The sequence below is a fragment of the Intestinimonas massiliensis (ex Afouda et al. 2020) genome (assembly GCF_900626285.1).
Taxonomy (GTDB): domain Bacteria; phylum Bacillota; class Clostridia; order Oscillospirales; family Oscillospiraceae; genus Flavonifractor; species Flavonifractor massiliensis_A.
The window spans coordinates 1,243,003-1,260,494 of record NZ_LR131147.1; the positions used below are offsets into that span (position 1 = coordinate 1,243,003).

Annotated in this window: 15 protein-coding genes and 1 pseudogene; 12 read left to right on the forward strand and 4 right to left on the reverse strand. The window is 52.4% G+C overall.

The genetic code is table 11. The annotated features are described in order from the left end of the window. Positions 1–33 precede the first annotated feature (33 nt). From E0E41_RS06485 to E0E41_RS06515, 7 genes are all read left to right on the forward strand, one after another. On the forward strand, positions 34–627 hold the full coding sequence (locus E0E41_RS06485) for an SOS response-associated peptidase (protein ID WP_130869245.1): 594 nt from the start codon (positions 34–36) through the stop codon (positions 625–627). Positions 628–692: 65 nt separating this feature from the next. Beyond that, a complete protein-coding gene (locus E0E41_RS06490) occupies positions 693–989 on the forward strand; it encodes a hypothetical protein (protein WP_207303202.1) in 297 nt (98 codons plus the stop codon). Positions 990–1,106: 117 nt separating this feature from the next. Beyond that, on the forward strand, positions 1,107–2,420 hold the full coding sequence (gene istA, locus E0E41_RS06495) for an IS21 family transposase (protein WP_130869038.1): 1,314 nt from the start codon (positions 1,107–1,109) through the stop codon (positions 2,418–2,420). Further along, positions 2,417–3,226 carry an ATP-binding protein gene (locus E0E41_RS06500; protein WP_087296494.1) on the forward strand — a complete coding sequence of 270 codons (810 nt, stop codon included), beginning with the start codon at positions 2,417–2,419 and terminating at the stop codon, positions 3,224–3,226. The genes istA and E0E41_RS06500 overlap by 4 nt, the downstream gene beginning before the upstream one ends. A 274-nt stretch (positions 3,227–3,500) precedes the next feature. Further along, the gene (locus E0E41_RS06505; RefSeq protein WP_130869246.1) at positions 3,501–4,127 is read left to right on the forward strand and encodes a DUF3991 and toprim domain-containing protein; all 627 of its coding nucleotides are present in this window, start codon (positions 3,501–3,503) and stop codon (positions 4,125–4,127) included. A 135-nt stretch (positions 4,128–4,262) separates the two neighbouring features. After that, positions 4,263–6,005, forward strand: a complete 1,743-nt coding sequence (locus E0E41_RS06510) for a type IV secretory system conjugative DNA transfer family protein (protein WP_130869247.1) — start codon at positions 4,263–4,265, stop codon at positions 6,003–6,005. After that, positions 6,002–6,262 (forward strand): helix-turn-helix domain-containing protein, encoded by a 261-nt coding sequence (locus E0E41_RS06515; protein ID WP_130869248.1) that lies wholly within the window; start codon positions 6,002–6,004, stop codon positions 6,260–6,262. Before E0E41_RS06510 ends, E0E41_RS06515 begins: the two co-directional genes overlap by 4 nt. A 402-nt stretch (positions 6,263–6,664) precedes the next feature. Here the strand turns inward: E0E41_RS06515 and E0E41_RS06525 are convergent, their stop codons facing one another. Then, positions 6,665–6,997, reverse strand: coding sequence for a helix-turn-helix domain-containing protein (locus tag E0E41_RS06525; RefSeq protein ID WP_130869250.1), 333 nt, complete (start codon positions 6,995–6,997; stop codon positions 6,665–6,667). A 319-nt stretch (positions 6,998–7,316) separates the two neighbouring features. Between E0E41_RS06525 and E0E41_RS06530 the strand changes: the two are divergent. Together E0E41_RS06530 and E0E41_RS06535 are read left to right on the forward strand one after the other, a co-directional pair. Continuing rightward, positions 7,317–7,929 (forward strand): annotated as a pseudogene (locus tag E0E41_RS06530) (endonuclease III domain-containing protein). Positions 7,930–8,088: 159 nt separating this feature from the next. Then, the gene (locus E0E41_RS06535; protein ID WP_130869251.1) at positions 8,089–9,204 is read left to right on the forward strand and encodes a M20/M25/M40 family metallo-hydrolase; all 1,116 of its coding nucleotides are present in this window, start codon (positions 8,089–8,091) and stop codon (positions 9,202–9,204) included. Between the two features lie 66 nt (positions 9,205–9,270). Here the strand turns inward: E0E41_RS06535 and E0E41_RS06540 are convergent, their stop codons facing one another. Then, positions 9,271–10,677 (reverse strand): MATE family efflux transporter, encoded by a 1,407-nt coding sequence (locus E0E41_RS06540; RefSeq protein ID WP_130869252.1) that lies wholly within the window; start codon positions 10,675–10,677, stop codon positions 9,271–9,273. A gap of 29 nt (positions 10,678–10,706) precedes the next feature. Further along, positions 10,707–11,741, reverse strand: coding sequence for an AbrB family transcriptional regulator (locus E0E41_RS06545; protein WP_130869253.1), 1,035 nt, complete (start codon positions 11,739–11,741; stop codon positions 10,707–10,709). A 319-nt stretch (positions 11,742–12,060) separates the two neighbouring features. On the opposite strand from E0E41_RS06545, the gene E0E41_RS06550 reads away from it, so the two are divergent. Then, a complete protein-coding gene (locus E0E41_RS06550; RefSeq protein ID WP_130869254.1) occupies positions 12,061–12,954 on the forward strand; it encodes a LysR family transcriptional regulator in 894 nt (297 codons plus the stop codon). Between the two features lie 79 nt (positions 12,955–13,033). On the opposite strand, the gene E0E41_RS06555 is transcribed toward E0E41_RS06550, so the two are convergent. Further along, the gene (locus tag E0E41_RS06555; RefSeq protein ID WP_130869255.1) at positions 13,034–14,020 is read right to left on the reverse strand and encodes a LysR family transcriptional regulator; all 987 of its coding nucleotides are present in this window, start codon (positions 14,018–14,020) and stop codon (positions 13,034–13,036) included. Positions 14,021–14,236: 216 nt separating this feature from the next. Between E0E41_RS06555 and E0E41_RS06560 the strand changes: the two genes are divergently transcribed. Both E0E41_RS06560 and E0E41_RS06565 read left to right on the forward strand, forming a co-directional pair. Further along, the gene (locus E0E41_RS06560) at positions 14,237–15,862 is read left to right on the forward strand and encodes an amidohydrolase (RefSeq protein ID WP_165450516.1); all 1,626 of its coding nucleotides are present in this window, start codon (positions 14,237–14,239) and stop codon (positions 15,860–15,862) included. A gap of 43 nt (positions 15,863–15,905) precedes the next feature. Beyond that, positions 15,906–17,477, forward strand: a complete 1,572-nt coding sequence (locus E0E41_RS06565; RefSeq protein WP_130869257.1) for an AbgT family transporter — start codon at positions 15,906–15,908, stop codon at positions 17,475–17,477. Positions 17,478–17,492 lie beyond the last annotated feature (15 nt).

The following is a 17,492-nucleotide window of genomic DNA, read 5'->3' on the forward strand; positions in this document are numbered from 1 at the left end:
TTTGTGGTAGAATAACGTGGCGAGGTGAGTGCTATGTGCGGCAGATACAGCCTGTCCCCCCAGGAGAGCCGGGAGATCATGGATATCCTGCGGCAGGTGCAGGACAAGTTCAGAACCGGAGAGATCTTTCCCACCGATTCGGTGCCTGTGCTGATGGAGGTAGGGGAGGAGCTGGCTCCGGAGGTTATGGTGTGGGGTTATCCGGGGGTGGGCGGAAAAGGCAGGGCCATCATCAACGCCCGCAGTGAGACCGCCCTGGAGCGGCCCATGTTCCGCCAGTCTGTGCAGGGGCGGCGGTGCGTATTTCTCACCACAGGCTTTTACGAGTGGGGACATGGGGGCGGGCAGAAGCGGAAGTATCGGTTCCAGCTGCCGGGCCCGGATCGGGCCCTCTATCTGGCGGGACTTTGGAACGACTATGCAGGGCAGCGCCGGTGTGTGATCCTCACCACAGCGGCCAATCGCTCCATGGCGGAGATCCATGACCGGATGCCGCTGGTACTGAGAAGGGAGCAGGTGGAGGAATGGGTACACAATCCCCAGGCCGCCGGAGAGCTGCTCCACCAGATACCGCCGGAGCTGACCCACGTGGAGGCGGAAGCCTCCCAACAACTCTCACTCTTTTAACGATCAGATGCAAAAGGACGCCGTGGGCAGATGCTCACGGCGTTCTCTGTTTTCAGGAGGGAAATATGGGAACCTACATTCACTTTACCGACGAGCAGAAGGAGCGGGCCAACACCGTGGATCTGGTGGAGCTGCTGCGGCAGCACGGCGAAAAGCTGCTCCGCTCCGGGCGGGAGTATCGTCTGGAGAACGACCACAGCATTACCGTCCGGGGCAGCGAGTGGTATGACCACGACAGCCGCCAGGGCGGACATGCAGTCAGCTTTGTCCAACACTACTACGGCATGTCCTACCAGGAGGCTATGGAGTTCCTGCTGAAAGGCACCTATCCTGTTGTCGGTATTCGGGTCGGGCGAAACTAACCTTCAAGTGTCGGGAGTTCGCAGCCATACCTAGTCGGAAAAGATAAAGCCACTACCGATGCTCTTTTAAATCCTGTACACTGGAAAGTGCCAACAACCCAGCGGAAAGGAAAAGCGATGAAAGAGCAAAATGGTAATGGCTTTGCACCAAGTATAGCACAAGCCATAGAAGAAATGAAGGCAAAACAGGGAGACTCCTTTTCTTTGGAACGCATCAACTTAGCGGAGTTAGAACGACGAACCGGCGTATCTCGTAGCAGACTGCGCAGACTCAAGAGAAACGGCTTTCAAGACTTGCCTCGCAGCACTAAAGGCAGTAGACATAGGGTCACAAAACTCAGCGGTTATACTGGCCTGTTGGACAGCTTGCTGCGCCAAGGCGTTAAGAATTCCTCTGTCGTATTGGAGCGTTTGAAACAGGCTGGTTTTGAAGGAGGGGCGACCATTGTAAAAGAGTATATTGCCGCTCACAAGGACCTCATTCCGGCCAAACGCCAGTTGGTTGCGCCGCAGGGAAATCGTGGCCGCCGGTACGTCACAAAGCCCGGTGAAGCCTACCAGATGGACTGGGGATTCACGGATGTCTTGGATTACAACAGTCGGACCTACCGCGTTGCCTGCTTTGCCATGATTTGTCACCACTGTGGCCAGCGGTATATTGAGTTCTTCCCCAACGCCCGGCAGGAAAACCTGTTTATTGGGATGATCCATGCTTTCCAGTACATGGGGGTTCCGAGATTTGTATTAACCGACAATATGAAGAGTGTCGTGCTGCACCGGGATCTGGAGGGACATCCAGTCTGGCAGAAAGACTACGAAACCTTTATGCAAGCCCTGGCCTTCGAGACAAAACTTTGCAAGCCACGGCATCCCTTTACCAAGGGCAAGGTGGAGCGGTTGGTTCGCTTTGTGAAAGACAATTTCCTGGCTGACCGAGTATTCTGCGATCTTACAGACCTGAATTGGCAGGCACTGGAATGGTGCAACAAACAGAACGAAACATACCGCCGTACTGTGGATGGTGCGCCTCAAAAGATTCACGAAACTGTATGCGGAGAACAACTGCGTATGGTTCCGGAGGATGCCATCCGATTCTATCTCTGTCCGGAAAGAAAAATCTCCTTTGATGGCTTTGTAAATTACGAGGGCAGGCGTTTCGGTGTACCCTACAGCTATCCTGGTGCAACAGCGAGAGTAGAGCGCAACGGTGATTTGTTGCGCATCTATTCTGCTGATCTGAAGGTACTGCTGGCTACACATACCGTTACCTGGAGCCGCACCGACAGTTTCTGTGAGGGACAGTACGAATCCTTGGCACAGCCAGAAGAATTTCCCACAGCGCCTGTACAAACGCAGATTTTTCAGTTACCAAAACCCTCTCAGGATCTATCCTTTGCCAAATTCGATTTTGACAAGGAGGACCAGGTATGAAAGAAACAATCTTTGAGCAGGTGGCGTCCGCTGCTTCTGTTTTGAAGCTGGATCTTTCCGCTGAGGAATTCGCGCTGTTCGCAGAAGACCGGGAATTCTCGGAAGCGGGAATGGAGGCGGTACAGATGCTGCTCGGCTATCTTAGCGAAAAGAAACAGCAGACCACCATTCAGACCTTATTGAAGATGAGTCGTCTACCCACAAAAGCACCCAAGACCTTTGAGAATTTTGACTTTTCGTTGCTCAAAGGGAAAGATGTGGAACGCCTGAAGGTTTTGTCCTCCTTGAACGCTATCTACTCTCACCGCAACCTGGCCTTTATTGGCCCGGCAGGCACAGGCAAAACGCATTTGGCTCAGGCTTTCGGATACGCCTGCTGCCAGCACGGGTTGAAAACCTATTTCATTAAGGCATCTGAACTCCGTGACAGATTCACAGCAGCCCGACGTTCTGGAAAGACTGATTCCTGCCTAAATGGTCTTGTGCGCCCTTCTTGCCTGATTATTGACGAGATTGGCCACTGTGCCTTTGACAAGGAGAATACCAGGCTGTTCTTTGACCTGATTGACCGGCGCTACAACAAGGAAGGCAGTTTCAATATGATCTTCACCAGTAACAAGAATCCGGCTCTCTGGCGTGAGGATTTCGAGGAAGACGCTACCTTGCTGTGTACGCTGGACCGCATCTTTGACGATGCCACTGTGTTTAAGCTGCGTGGTGAAAGTTTCCGCGGAAAGAAACTGGAGACCGTCTCACTGCAAACTGGCAGGGTACCTACAGTTGAGCCGGCAGTAACGAAAGAATAACTAATCTATGAGTGCTGGGTTGTTGGCACTCTTTTTGTTTATTCTACTAGCTCTGGGGTTCGCCGACAAAAATTGGTTAAATACTCCCGACAAAATATGGTCTCGATCTCCCGGCGCTAACANGTAACGAAAGAATAACTAATCTATGAGTGCTGGGTTGTTGGCACTCTTTTTGTTTATTCTACTAGCTCTGGGGTTCGCCGACAAAAATTGGTTAAATACTCCCGACAAAATATGGTCTCGATCTCCCGGCGCTAACATCGGCAACCGGGAAATGGAGCCGCCCAAGCCCTTTGCGCTGCCCCCGTACCACCAGAATATGCGCCGGGTGTACGCCTACCTCATGAAGCAGCGGCAGATCGACGGCGCCATCATCACCCACTTTGCCAGGAAGGGCCTGCTCTATGAGGATACCCAGTACCACAACTGTGTCTTTGTGGGCACAGACGAGGGTGGCGTCCCCCGACATGCCCACAAGCGGAGCACCAATAGCTGGGGCAAGTCCTTCAAGGTCAATGTGGAGGGCAGCCGCCCCCAGTACAGCTTCCACCATGTGGGGAGAGACAACCTGCTCTATGTGTTTGAGGCGCCCATCGACATGCTGTCGTTTCTGACCCTGTACCCGGATGACTGGCAGGCCCACAGCTATGTAGCCCTGTGCGGCACCGGAGGGCAGGCCATGCATTGGATGCTGGAGCAGAATCAGCACCTGCGGGACGTGGTGCTCTGTCTGGATAACGACGGGCCGGGACAGTCCGCCGCAAAGCGGCTCCAGATAGAATTGCAGGAAGGAGGATACCACAGCGGTATCCTCCTTCCCGTATATAAAGACTGGAACGAAGACCTGGTGTCTGGTGCGCTTACATCATCCCCGGCCATGACTGCGGTTCAGAGCTTATGAGCCGGAACCATGACAGCCTCCGCCAAGGGAGAAGTATGCCATTCTCCTGGACCGGGGGTCGGTTCACCGTGGACCACCCAGAAGGTCACACTAGAAGAGGGCTCAAATACAGAGAACGAGAAAGGAGACCGAACCATGATAGACGAAAACTGGATGCTGATTGGACTGCTGGCACTGGTATTTGGAGCTCTGGTTGCGATAGCTGCCCTCTCCAACCGGGGCAGCCTGAACAGCATCAAGAACAAGACGGTGGGTGACGGCCAGTACGGAACTGCCCGCTGGGCCACCGAGAAGGAGATCCGCAAGAGCTACCGGCGGATACCCTTCCGGCCGGCCCTGTGGAGAAAGGGAGAGCAGCTCCCAGAGGCCCAGGGCCTGGTGCTGGGCTGTGTTGGGAAAAAGGACAGGCTGGCCGCTCTGGTGGATTGTGACGACATCCACTGCCTGATGATCGGCGCCTCCGGCGTGGGCAAGACGGCCTACTTTCTGTACCCCAACATGGAATATGCCTGTGCCAGCGGCATGAGCTTTCTGGCTCTGGATACCAAGGGAGATCTGGCCAGAAACTACGGCGCCATTGCCACCAAATACTACGGCTACCAGGTGGCGGTGGTGGATCTGCGCAACCCCACCCGCTCGGATGGCTACAACCTGCTCACCCTCATCAACCACTACATGGACGTGTGCCGACAGAAGCCGGACAATCTGGCAGCCCGGGCCAGGTCCGAGAAGTACGCCAAGATTTTATCCAAGACCATCATCAATCCCGAGGGGGAGAGCTTTGCCCAGAACCAGTATTTCTACGACGCCGCCGAGGGCGTACTCACCGCGATCATCCTGCTGCTGGCCGAATACCTTCCACCCAAGGAGATCGACGGAGCACTCCGGGAACGGAGGCACATCGTATCCGTGTTCAAGCTGGTGCAGGAACTGCTGGCTCCCAGCATGGTGCCGGGGAGAAACGAGTTTCAATTCCTCATGGACCACCTGCCGGAGGAACACAAGGCCAAGTGGTTCTCTGGTTCCGCCCTTAACGCCGCGGAACAGTCCATGGCCTCCGTCATGTCCACCGTCCTGGCCCGGCTCAACACCTTCCTGGACAGCGAGCTGGAGCAGGTGCTGTGCTTTGACAGCGCCATGGACGCAGAGAGTTTTGCCTCCCAAAAGTCCGCCATTTTTCTAATCCTGCCCGAGGAGGACACCACCAAGAACTTCATGGCCGGGCTGATGATCCAGACACTGAGCCGGGAGCTGTTCTCCGTGGCGGACGAGCACAACGGAAAGCTGCAGAACCGGGTGGTGTTTTTCTGCGACGAGTTGGGTACGATGCCCACCTTTGACATCCTGCCCCTCTTCTCCGCCGGCCGCTCCCGACGGCTCACCCTGGTGCCCATCATTCAGTCCCTGGCACAGCTGGAGAAGAACTACGGAAAAGAGGGTGCGGAGATCATCCAAGACAACGTGCAGGACACCATCTTCGGCGGCTTTGCCCCCAACAGCAAAACCGCCGAGGCGCTGTCCAAAGCCCTTGGCAACCGCACGGTTATGAGCGGAACCATCTCCAGAGGCAAGAGCGAGTCCGGGCAGTCTTTGCAGATGATCCAACGTCCCCTCATGACGCCGGACGAGCTCAAATCACTTCCAAAAGGTCACTTCATCGTCATGAAAACCGGCACCCACCCTATGCGCACCCGGCTGCGGTTGTTCCTGGAATGGGGCATCACCTTTGGAAAGCCATACCAGGTTTCGGAAAAGGCTGCCCGGAAGGTGTACTATGCAGACAAAAAGGAATTCTTACATGCAGTTCTACCAGAATTTCCAGTTATGGAACAAAACATACAACAGAAGGACTACCGGATCAGAAAGGGGAAAACATGAGTTATTTTAATGACATTTATGGAGACGCTGAGCTGAGCAGCAAAGCAAAACTGGTGCTGCTTTATCTCCACGACCGTGCCAACCAGAAGGGCGAAAGCTGGTACGCTATCAATACCATTGCTAAAGACCTGTGCCTTTCCCGCTCCTCGGTCAAGCGGGCAATGAGCGAACTGATCCGGCGGGGAAAAATCAAGAAGCGGGCCAGGTTCAGAGAAAATGGCGGAAACACATCCAACCTGTATTCCTTAATCGTATGAGTGGTCCCTCCCTCCGTATTCAACCAGTTCCTTCTCACTTTTGAATCGTCTATTTCTCTAGACTTTTGGCGCACATTCCAGTATTGTGTGTTTGCGAACTATAACAATAGTGAAAGGAGAATAAGCCATGGCACAACTGCCTGTTACAAAATGTCAGTATTGTGGATCCGAAGATATCGGTGAGGGCTGGCAGCACGGTGATGCTCTGGTAACCTTCAAGTTTCATGGAATGCTTGGTAACCGTTTGAAGTATCTCATCTGTCGGAAATGCGGTGCTGTACTGTACCAGTGTGTGGCTGAACCCCACCGCTTCCCGCCCGCAAAATAGTATAAGATCCTTGTTTCTATATGTATGGTCAAAAAACAGTGAAAAAGAACAGCGGTTAACCTACCGCTGTCCCTTTAAACAACATAGTTCGCTTGCTTGAGCAAGACCTCAACAACGTCAATAATCCTTTTTCGATCTTCGGCAGATATATTTTCCATCTGCTCTTCCAGTTTGGAATCCTTGGTCCGATAACCCTCATGAAGTACATCACACAAAACCATATCTGAAGTGGCAGACAAGGCGTTGCATATGTCTATGAACGTTTCGAGAGCTGGTATCTTCTCTCCACGTTCAATCGCTCCAATATAATTAATACTTAGCCCAGTAGCCTCCGCCAGATCCTCTTGGCGCAGTTCTCGATGATGACGGAACTTTCGTATGTTTTTTCCAATGGACTCAAGTCCCATCGTGATACCTCCTATAAGCATTGCAGTATCACTGATAGTATAGAGCCAGAAAACAATACACCATCTATTCGGATTTAATCAATACTATTAGAGCTGATTGTTTGCAAAAAATAATATAATAATAAATATACTTCGATGTAGCAAATCTTTAGGCTAACCAAAACTGATTGAAAAAGTATTCGGATTCAATGTCCATACCACCTTATTTAGAAATGAGCATAGTTTACTGTCATGCCAGTGCCACTAGGGTTTCCGTCCCAAACCGCTAAAACAAAATCAGAATGCTCACATCGAGATTGTTTTTATTATACATGATAATGTGAAAACCGAAAAGGAGGTCTTGGCTATTGTAGAGGAGCTCAAGCGTCTTTATCCCGACGCTCTGTGTTCCCTGCCTTACCCCAAGCCCTATGAATTATTATTTTCCGTTCGTCTGGCCACCCAGTGTACGGACGAGCGGGTCAACCAGGAGACGCCTGCCCTCTACGCTCGTTTTCCCACTCTGGAATCTCTGGCTCAGGCCGATATAAACAAAGTAGAGACCTATATCCACTCCACCGGCTTTTCCGGGCCAAAGCCAGAGACATTGTAGCGGCCGCCCAGATGATATTGGAGCAGTATGACGGCAAAGTGCCCGACACGATGGAGGATCTTTTAAAGCTGCCTGATGTAGGCAGAAAGACCGCCTACCTGATCCTGGGCAACGTATATTATAAGCCTGGAGTGTGGTGGCAGACACCACTGCATTCGGATTACCGGCCGTCTGGGGCTTACCAGCGGCACCATGGATCCTGGTGAAAGTGGAACAGCAGCTGCGCCAGGTTCTCCCTCCAGAGGAATCCAACGACTTCTGCCATTGGGTGGTGCTCCATGGCCGGGCTGTATGCATGGCCCGCAAACCGGATTGTCCCAACTGTACACTGCGTCCCTGATGCTCTCTATTTACGTAGCACCAAGTAGAAACCATATAATTTTCCAGCATAGATTCTATGCAATCTATGCATAGCGTGCCCTCTGTCTTGACGAGTCCGATTGAATTATTATAAGATTCAAATGAAATATCTCAAATCTGACAAAAAGGCGGGGTTATCATGATCGACGGCAAACGTGTGGTCGAAACATTTCTGGACTACGTCCAAATTGACAGTGAAACACACCATGAGCATGAAATGACCGCCCGGCTTGTGGCGGATCTGAAGGCACTCGGCCTTGCAGTGACAACCGATGAGGCGGGAAAAGCTGCTGACTCCGACGGTGCCAACGTCTATTGCCATATTGACGGGGATCCCTCCAGTGACTGTATTCTGTTCAGTTCCCATATGGATACTGTGACGCCGGGAAAGGGAATCCGCCCACAGATTAGAGACGGCTACATCTACAGCGATGGCACCACTGTTTTGGGGGCTGATGACAAGTCAGGAGTCGCCGCTATTATGGAAGCTCTGCGTGCCTTGCTGGAGAGCGGGGTTCCCCACCGCCCCATTGATATTCTCTTTACCATTCGGGAAGAGGGTGGGCTGAACGGCTCGGCAAATGTGGACTACAGCCGTCTGAAAGCCAAATACGGCGTGGTTCTGGACGCCAGCAACGATGTAGGAAAAATCGTCTCCAGCGCACCAGGTCAAATCCGGATTTATGCAGATATTTACGGTAAGCGGGCCCATGCCGGCTCTGATCCGGAGAAGGGCGTCAGTGCAATCCAGGCCGCAGCCGTGGCGGTAAGCAACATGAAGCTGCAGCGCATTGATGAGGAGACCACTGCCAACATCGGCACACTCTCCTGCGTGGGGGAGACAAACGTGGTGCAGGATCATGTGGTCTTTGCCGCTGAGACCCGCAGCAAGAACCAGGAAAAGCTGGAAGCCCAGGCTGCCCATATGGTCTCCTGTCTGCAGGCCGCCTGCGATACCTTTGGCGCGCGGCTGGAATACCGGCTTCACCACAGCTACCGCAGCTATTCTCTGCCGGAAAACCATCCCCATGTCCAGCGTATGATGCAGGCATGCAGGCAGGTAGGTTGTGACCCATGGCTGACCTATACCGGCGGCGGGACTGATGGAAACCATTTCAACGCCCACGGCATTGAAACCGCAGTTCTGGCCTGCGGCATGGAATACGAGCATACCACCGGAGAGCGGGTTTCCATCCAGAATCTACAAGACGCCGCAAAAGTCGTATATACTTTGATGCTACCGGACGAGCACTGATCGAAAAGAGCTTTCACATAAAAGCAGACAGCCTCGGACGGATTTACCCGTCCGAGGCTGCAGTTTTTATTTTCTCAGGCCAGCCCAGGCATAGAGCCATTTTTTCCGATAGAACCGCACCATGGATATCGAGGCCCGTGCCACCCAGTCCATGGCCATCGCGATCCACACCGCGTTCAGCCCCAGATCAAAGCCGTGCAGTAAAATCAGCGCCACGGAAACCCGAACACCCCACATGCCGATGAGAGAGACATAGAAGGGCCATTTCGTATCACCGGCTCCCCGCAGCACCCCCGCCAAAACAGTTCCAATTGCCTGGAATGGCTCTGCAAAGGCTTCGATCCGCAGAACCGTAGCACCCATAGCAATGACCTGTTCATCCCGAGTAAATACCCCCATGATCTGGGGAGCAAACAGAAACATACCAATGCTCAACAGGGTAATGGACAGCACCGCCAACTTGACACAGCCTGTCCCATACCGGATTGCCTGTTCTTCCCGCTTGGCACCCAATGCCTGTGACACCAGCGTAGTTCCCGCAGTGGCAAAGCCGAACATAGGCAGGTAGCACAGCGACTCTCCCGTGTTGGCCAGTTGATTGGCAGACAGTGCGGCAGTTCCGGCACTGGTAATCAAAGCGGTCATTACGATTTGCCCGGAGGAAATGGTAACCCGCTCCACCGCCGTGGGAAAAGCCAACCTGGCTGCCTGCTGGATAATTATCCGGCTCGGCCGATAATCATCTCGGAGCCGAATTGCCAGTTCACTCCGGGTTCGGAACAGGGTTATCAGCATACAGGTACCGGAAAAGGCAATCCCCAGCGTCGTCGCAATTGCCGCACCCCATACGCCGAGACCGGCTCCGGGCATGGTCACATTCATACCCAGAATTTGAAGTTGCCGCGTGGGATAAATCAGCAGAAAGTTGCCGCAGATGTTGATCAGATTGGTCAGAATATTGAAGAACATGGGGGTTCTTGTATCCCCGGAAACCCGCAGCAAATTGGCACATATGACCAGCGCCGCCTGAAACAGATAGGCGCTGCCAATGGTGGTGTAATATTGCTGGGAAAGCGGAATTACCTGTTGATCTGCACCCATCCACCGGGCCAGATTGGGCCCCAATACCGCCACCGCCGCCAATGTCAGTATGGCACCTACCACAAAGACAGACAAAACTGCCTGCCGAATAACACAGCGGGCTTTTTCCAGGTTTCCTTCTCCAATACTACGCCCCACAATGGCCGCAAAGCCCAGCGAAATGGCCATCAACAGCCCGTTGATCATCCAAACGGTAGACTGACTCACTCCAATGGCCGCCGTTGCGTCAATACCCACCGTGCCGACCATTGCAATATCTACATAGTTAACCGCAGTCTGAAGCAACTGCTCAATAATGGTGGGCCATGCCAGAAATAAAATAATCTGATAGGGCGACCTGCCGGTATCCAGCAGATCGGGCAGGCTCTTCATAATCGCGTTCCACCTCTGCTCCGCAAAAGTTATCCCAATATCCCCGCCAAAACGTGGATAATCTGCGGAAATATAGAGATTACCAGTACCATGCGTACGATCTGCAGCACAATCAAGTCAGGATTGTGAATGTCCAGATCGCTGGAAATAAGGGCCATATCGCTGGCGCCTGCAGGTGTGGCAATCAGCATGGACTCCCGCCGGGTGAAACCGCAAAAGCGGTGCAATACTCCACCCAGCAGGAAACAATTGCACGCATAGACCAGTACCAGCAGCAAAACAGGGATAATCAATACACGCATGCCCAGCAGATCTTCCAGTCCCAAACTGGCGCCGATATACGCACCGGAAAGTACCTGAGCTACGCGCTTGAGCCACATGGGAATGGACGCCCGCCCAAAGATCAACTTAAGTGCGATCACGCCAAGCATAGCAAACAGCAGCGTTCCTACCGGTATTCCGGATTTTTTCCCGATCACTCCGCACACCACTGCCACTACCATCGTCAATACAACCAGCTTCCAACTGCTGTCCTTTGCAATGACCCGCGCCGCTCCTGATCGCTCCTCCGCAGGCTCGTCCCGGGTTACCCGCATAATGATAGAGGGAAAAATACCAATGCCCGCTACCAACCGCATAAACTGCGCTACCGCTACATCGCCAGCGTTGGCACCCATATCTGCTGCAATGATGGGCACATCGCTCATCCCGCCTGGTACCGCGCAGAAGAAAGCAGTTAGCCAATCTACACCGCTTAACGTGTGGATCACTACCCCCATGACCATGTTCAGCACAAACATACTTCCCAGTAGCAGTGCAGCCGGTTTGAACAGGTAGGGCATCCGCTTTAGATCGCTTTTTTCCACGGTGGCCCCTATAAAAGCTCCGGCGGTAATTTGAGCCGCCATTCTGGCTTCAGGTGGCATATAGGATAAGCCCGTTCCGATATTCAGTGCTGTCACCCCTACCAAGGCGCCTACCATCATGCCGCCAGGTACTTTTAGTTTGAAGAAAAGAAGTCCCACTGCGACCCCTACCGCCAGAGTAATCAGTAATCGTACCACGCTAACCCGCTCCCTTAACCTTCCATTGATGTGCGGCCGCACATTTCTTGACTTTAGTCTAATGGAAAGCCACTTGCGATGCAAGTCGGGCCATTTTGGGAGGGCACACGCTATCTCCTCAATAAAAATGTAAAAGTTTCATTTTATTTGTCGGTTTTAATCGCTATGTGCACGAAATAATTTTGCATTATTTTTTCTTATGATCCTTCATAAAAAGATTCCATGGCACTTTACCCACAACAACGGATGTTTTGCCCCTGTGGCAGACGGTTCCTATTCAAACGCCGCTCCAATCTCTGGAGCTTAAGGAGAGAGCAATGTGGACAGCCAAGACTATCAAATATTACTGGATCTCAATGAACTAAAAAGCATCACCAAAGTGGCCCAGAAATATTATCTATCCCAACCTGCACTGACCAAGCGGATTCAGCGGATTGAAGATGAACTGGGATGCTCCATCCTGACCCGCCACAAAAAGGGCGTCACCTTTACCGCCATTGGTGAGCAGGTGCTTCCCTACTGCAGAGATCTGCTTCGCACCCAGCAAGAAATGGTAAGCTGCATCAACAATCGGCAAGGGCTGGTGGGTGGCGCACTCTCTATTCTCTGTTCCAATTCCTATTCCTATCACCGGTTGCCACTGGCTTTGAAAAACTACTGCACCGCCTATCCACTGGTCAGCATTTCTGTTACGGTGGGGCGCAGCGGTGTCCTCTATCAGCAATTTTTACAGCGAGAAGACTGTGTCGCTATTCTCCGTGGGGAGCGCGCCTGGGGCGATGGGCGACTTTCCCTGGCCTCAGAACCGTTGTGTCTGGCCTGCAGTTATGAAAACGCCGACCGTCCTCTCCACTCCTACCCCTTCATCTTTTACCATACAGATGATCGGGCCTCTCTCTCTCAGATCGAACGTTGGACACTGGAGCGGGAAATTCCTTTTTACAACGCGAAATATTCCATCAACCACATTGACAGCTGCAAAGAACTCGCTCTTTTGGGAATGGGTTGGAGTATTCTGCCCCGCACCTGCCTGGATGGTTTTGACGGTTTTATTCGGAATCTCTATTTTTCCGATGGCACACCGCTGACACGAGACACCTTTTTGCTCTACCACAGCTCTTACTATCATCAACTGGAACAGATTCGTCTGTTCGTGGACACACTTGTCTCAACGGATCACTCCTATTCCTCCCCATCCAAAGGGCAAAGATAGCAGGTTCCGTCGCCATAAATCCTTCGATATTCCGCCCTGCTGATGTTGGATGCCAGCATGATGCCTCTGTATAAAATCTTCAGAGAATTTTAGAATAATCAATGTCGTGCCTCACTTCAAAGTGAGGAATATTCTCCTGAACAAATTTAGGCATCTCGCGCATGGCTACTTCAATAAATTTATGGGTAGCCTGCGACATCGTTTTGCCTCTCTTATACAGAAGTCCCATCTTGCGCACGGTGGGCGTTTCTTCCATAGAGCAAAAAATGGGCTCCGGCGTAAACTGCTCCTCATAGGTTATAGACACCGGCGCCAATGCAAAGCCCTTACCTTGATGCGCCAGGCGATAGGCTGTGGTTGTGTTGATTACTTCCATAGAAATCTCCGGTTGAATCTTATAAGTCTCAAACAGCCGTCGGGAAAGGTAGTATGTCCCCTGTGACGGAGTAGCAGAAAAAAATGGAAGCTGTTCCAACAATCCTGCCGGTACGTACTGCAAAACCCCGTGTTGGTTGGGCGGAAGTTCAATTCCCTTAAAAATTACGCTTTCCCGGCTGACCACTTCCGTCATCTCTTCGTCACACAGGGGAACAAATTCCAGACCTTCTGTCAAGATCGGCAGTGTGCAGACGAAAAAGATATCAATAGCCTCTTTTCGCAGCATCTGCTCCAGGCTCAACCCGTTTCCTTCCACAAGTTGCACTTCAATCCCGGGATTTTCCTCATGATAGGCCGGCAATATCCGGGGCAGCCAGGTGTGACAGCGGGTAGAGGGCATCCCCAAGATCAACCGATCCTTTTTATCGGCCGCGATCTCCTCCATCTCTTGATCCAGCTTGGCTTTCATGGACAAGATTTTTCTCATTCCCGCCAGATATCGCTCCCCGGCATAGGTCAATCGGATGGGTGAACAGGATCGATCGAACAGCTTTACGCCCAGTTCTTCCTCCATATTTTTAATGCATCGGGTCAGGGCTGGCTGGGAGATAAAACATTTCTCAGCGGCTTTTGAAAAACTCTTGAATTCCGCTACCATCATCATGTAATGAACCTTGTTGAAATCCAAACAATCATCTCCCAAAGCCTTTTAATTTTGTTCTTTCATTATGTTTAAACAAACCCTATAACAAAGTAGTCATAATCATTATATCCAAAAAGCATTGGACGTATTGCATATTTTTCCGTATCCTATTGGCAGGATAATTATATGCATAATCCAAATTCTTGTCAACAAAAACGCACACCTCCCCTTTTATCCCCACATTTTGAAAGGAGCAAACCTATGAGGAAGCCAGATGTCGCCTACATAAATGGGAAAGTTTACACCATGGATCCCGGCTTTACCGTTGTCTCAGCTTTTTGCACGTCGGGAGATCGCTTTGTGGCTGCTGGATCAGACGATGAAATTCGCGCCCTGTGCACCCCTAAAACCAAGCTGGTGGATCTGAAGGGAAAAACCGTACTTCCCGGTCTGATTGACTCCCACCTTCATATCAACAATACCGGTGCTATGAAAATGGAGCTCAATATTGTAGGCATGCAACGTGAGGACATTATTGCAGCAGTGGGTAAGGCCTATGAGCAAGCCAAACCTGGAGAATGGATTGTGGGTCGTGGCTGGCTGAATGACGAGTGGCCAGACGCCTCTTTCCCCTCCAAAGAAGAACTGGATGCTGTTGCGCCAGACGCCCCTGTCTATCTGAAGCGGGCCTGTGGACATGCCGCCTGGGTTAACAGCAAAGCCTTTGAGGTGGTTAGAATTCACGACGATACCCCCGATCCGATCGGCGGAGAATATCTGCGCAAACCAGACGGCACTCTGCTGGGGGTGGTCACGGATCAAGCTCAGGACCCCTTTAACAAAGCTATTCCACCGTATAACAAGGAGCAGCTTCAACGTATCGTCCTTTTGGCACAGGAAGGCTTCTTTGCTGCCGGCCTGACTACTGTACACGACGCCGGAACTGCAGAGGAATGGATCCAAGCCTGGGAGGAACTCTACCAGCGCGAGGAACTGAAGCTGCGCATCTACGCCAGCATGCGTGTGGTGGGCCGTCCTAACTATCAGGAACTGACTGACGGCTCCCTGGAGTTTTTCAAAAAGGGTCTCCGCATCGGCATGTATGGAAACCGGCTGACGGCCCGTTCCTACAAGATCTCCGGTGACGGCTCTTTGGGTGCCCGCAGCGCGTGGATGTTGGAAGATTATAACGATCAGTCCGGCCACAAGGGAAACGGCAAGTGGACAGACGAGCAGTTGTATACCATCCTGTATGAGGCCCATAAAGCCGGATTCCAGATCTGGGTTCACGCCATAGGCGACGCCGCCAACCGGCAGTGCCTGAACATTTATGAGCGGCTGCTCCAGGAAATTCCCAATACCGATGCCCGTCTGCGTATCGAGCACGCGCAGATTCTCTCCCAGGAGGACATTCCCCGCTTCAAGCAGTTGGGCGTCATTCCTACTCATCAGACCGTATTCCTGCGCACAGACAAAAAAGTGGCGGATGACCGTCTGGGATCTCAGCGGATCAAGGGAGCTTACGCCTGGCGCACCCTAATTGACCAGGGCAATGTGGTTCCCAATGGCACGGACTCCCCCGTGGAAAGCTATAATCCCTTCCTGAGCATGTACTGCGCTGTTACCCGCAAGGATGAGCACGGCGAACCCGAGGGCGGCTGGTATCCAGAAGAGGCTATGACAAGAGAGGAAGCCCTTCGCTCTTATACCACCTGGGGTGCATATGCAGGCTTTGAAGAGCGGTTGAAGGGCAGCATTGAGCCGGGAAAACTGGCTGATTTCATTTTGATTGACCGGGACTATATGACCTGCCCGGCAGAGGAAATCAAGGATATTCAGGTCTTGCAGACCGTTTTGGGCGGCGAGACCGTGTATCAAAAAGGTTAGAGAGGAAGCAGTCGCACCACGTAAAAAGAAAGGAGATTGGAGTATGGGCTCGGCACAAAAGGAAAAAAAGAGTCTATTTTTCCGCTTTATTAATGGCGTAGAGGTCATAGGAAACAAACTTCCACACCCCTTTTATCTCTTCAGTATCCTGATCGTCGTTGCAATCGTTCTCTCCGTCATTTTTGCCGGAGTATCGGTTTCCTATCAGAGCGCCTCCAGTTCCGGCAGCTCGGAGGAGATGGTTACGGCAACCGTAAAGAATCTGCTGAATAAAGAGACCATTACTTATGTTACGGAAAATATGTACAGCATCTACTATAACTTCTCCCCCATGATGATGATGGGTCTGCTGATGCTGTCCATCGGTCTTGCCGAGCAGGTGGGCCTGTTTGGCGCCTTTATTAAACGCACCATCGCCGGTGTCCGTCCTGCTTTCGTATTTGCCATCGTCTCTTTCATCGCCATCAACGCCAATACCGCCTCCAACGCCGGTATCCTGGGCTGTACCGCTGTGGCCGCTGCGGTGTTTGCATCCATGGGCTATAACCCCTGGCTTGGCATCATCCTGGCCTATGCCGCCGGCAACGCCGGTATGTCCGCCAACGTGTTCGTGGGCAACCTGGACGTGCTGCTCAGCGGCATCAACGAATCTGTCTGCTCCTCTCTGGGAATTGACACTTCCACGGTACACGTGCTACAGAACTGGTTCTTCATGGGCGCTTGCGCCATCGCACTGACTTTTGTCTACACCTTTGTCACCACCAAGTTTGTCCGTGGCTTCATTGGCGAGCCCAAGGATCTGAGCCTGGTGCAGATGGAAGGCTCCGACCGGGAGCTCACTCCCATTGAGCACAAAGGTCTGCGCAACGCCGGTATTGCTGCCATTATCTACATCGCTCTGATCGTGATCGCCTGCATTCCCCAGAACTCCTTCTTCCGGGCGGATGACGGCAGCATCGTTCCCAACTCTCCCCTGCTTAAGAGCGTACTGACCCTGTTGTTCCTGTTCTTCCTGATCACCGCCATTGTTTATGGCCGTACCACCAAGAGCATCGCCAACTGGAATGACGTACCCAAATTCCTGGCCGGCAGCATCAGCTCCATGGTCAACTTTATGGTCATCGCTCTGCCTGCTTCCGTATTTATTTATCTGTTCAACGCCTCCAACATCCCCACTGTCCTAGGTGCCGCCGGAGCGGAGTGGATTAAGGGCTCCGGCATCAACGGGTTCGGTCTACTGGTCTTTATCGTGTTCTTCTCCACCTTCCTGAACCTGTTTATGACCTCCGGCTCCTCCAAGTGGATGATTCTGGCTCCCATCCTCATCCCCATGTTCTATGCCATCGGCTTTAGCCCCGCCCTGACCACTGTGGCCTACCGTATCGGCGACTCCTCCACCAACGCCATCGCCCCCATCTCTTCCGACGTGGCGCTCATCGTAGGTCTGCTGATCAAGTACAACACTGACAAAGACAAGAAGCCCGGTATGGGCACCGTGTTCGCCGGCTGTATGCCTTACGCCATCGCCACAATGATCACAGAGCTGATTATTCTTGCTGTATTCTGGATATTCAAGCTGCCCCTTGGTCCCGGAGTCAACATGTTTGTCAGCTAAAGATAAGGAGATATA

Coding starts and splice junctions, on each gene's coding strand:
- E0E41_RS06485 (WP_130869245.1), top strand. CDS start 34: ATGTGCGGCAGATACAGCCTGTCCCCCCAGGAGAGCCGGGAGATCATG.
- E0E41_RS06490 (WP_207303202.1), top strand. CDS start 693: ATGGGAACCTACATTCACTTTACCGACGAGCAGAAGGAGCGGGCCAAC.
- istA (WP_130869038.1), top strand. CDS start 1,107: ATGAAAGAGCAAAATGGTAATGGCTTTGCACCAAGTATAGCACAAGCC.
- E0E41_RS06500 (WP_087296494.1), top strand. CDS start 2,417: ATGAAAGAAACAATCTTTGAGCAGGTGGCGTCCGCTGCTTCTGTTTTG.
- E0E41_RS06505 (WP_130869246.1), top strand. CDS start 3,501: ATGGAGCCGCCCAAGCCCTTTGCGCTGCCCCCGTACCACCAGAATATG.
- E0E41_RS06510 (WP_130869247.1), top strand. CDS start 4,263: ATGATAGACGAAAACTGGATGCTGATTGGACTGCTGGCACTGGTATTT.
- E0E41_RS06515 (WP_130869248.1), top strand. CDS start 6,002: ATGAGTTATTTTAATGACATTTATGGAGACGCTGAGCTGAGCAGCAAA.
- E0E41_RS06525 (WP_130869250.1), bottom strand. CDS start 6,997: ATGGGACTTGAGTCCATTGGAAAAAACATACGAAAGTTCCGTCATCAT.
- E0E41_RS06535 (WP_130869251.1), top strand. CDS start 8,089: ATGATCGACGGCAAACGTGTGGTCGAAACATTTCTGGACTACGTCCAA.
- E0E41_RS06540 (WP_130869252.1), bottom strand. CDS start 10,677: ATGAAGAGCCTGCCCGATCTGCTGGATACCGGCAGGTCGCCCTATCAG.
- E0E41_RS06560 (WP_165450516.1), top strand. CDS start 14,237: ATGAGGAAGCCAGATGTCGCCTACATAAATGGGAAAGTTTACACCATG.
- E0E41_RS06565 (WP_130869257.1), top strand. CDS start 15,906: ATGGGCTCGGCACAAAAGGAAAAAAAGAGTCTATTTTTCCGCTTTATT.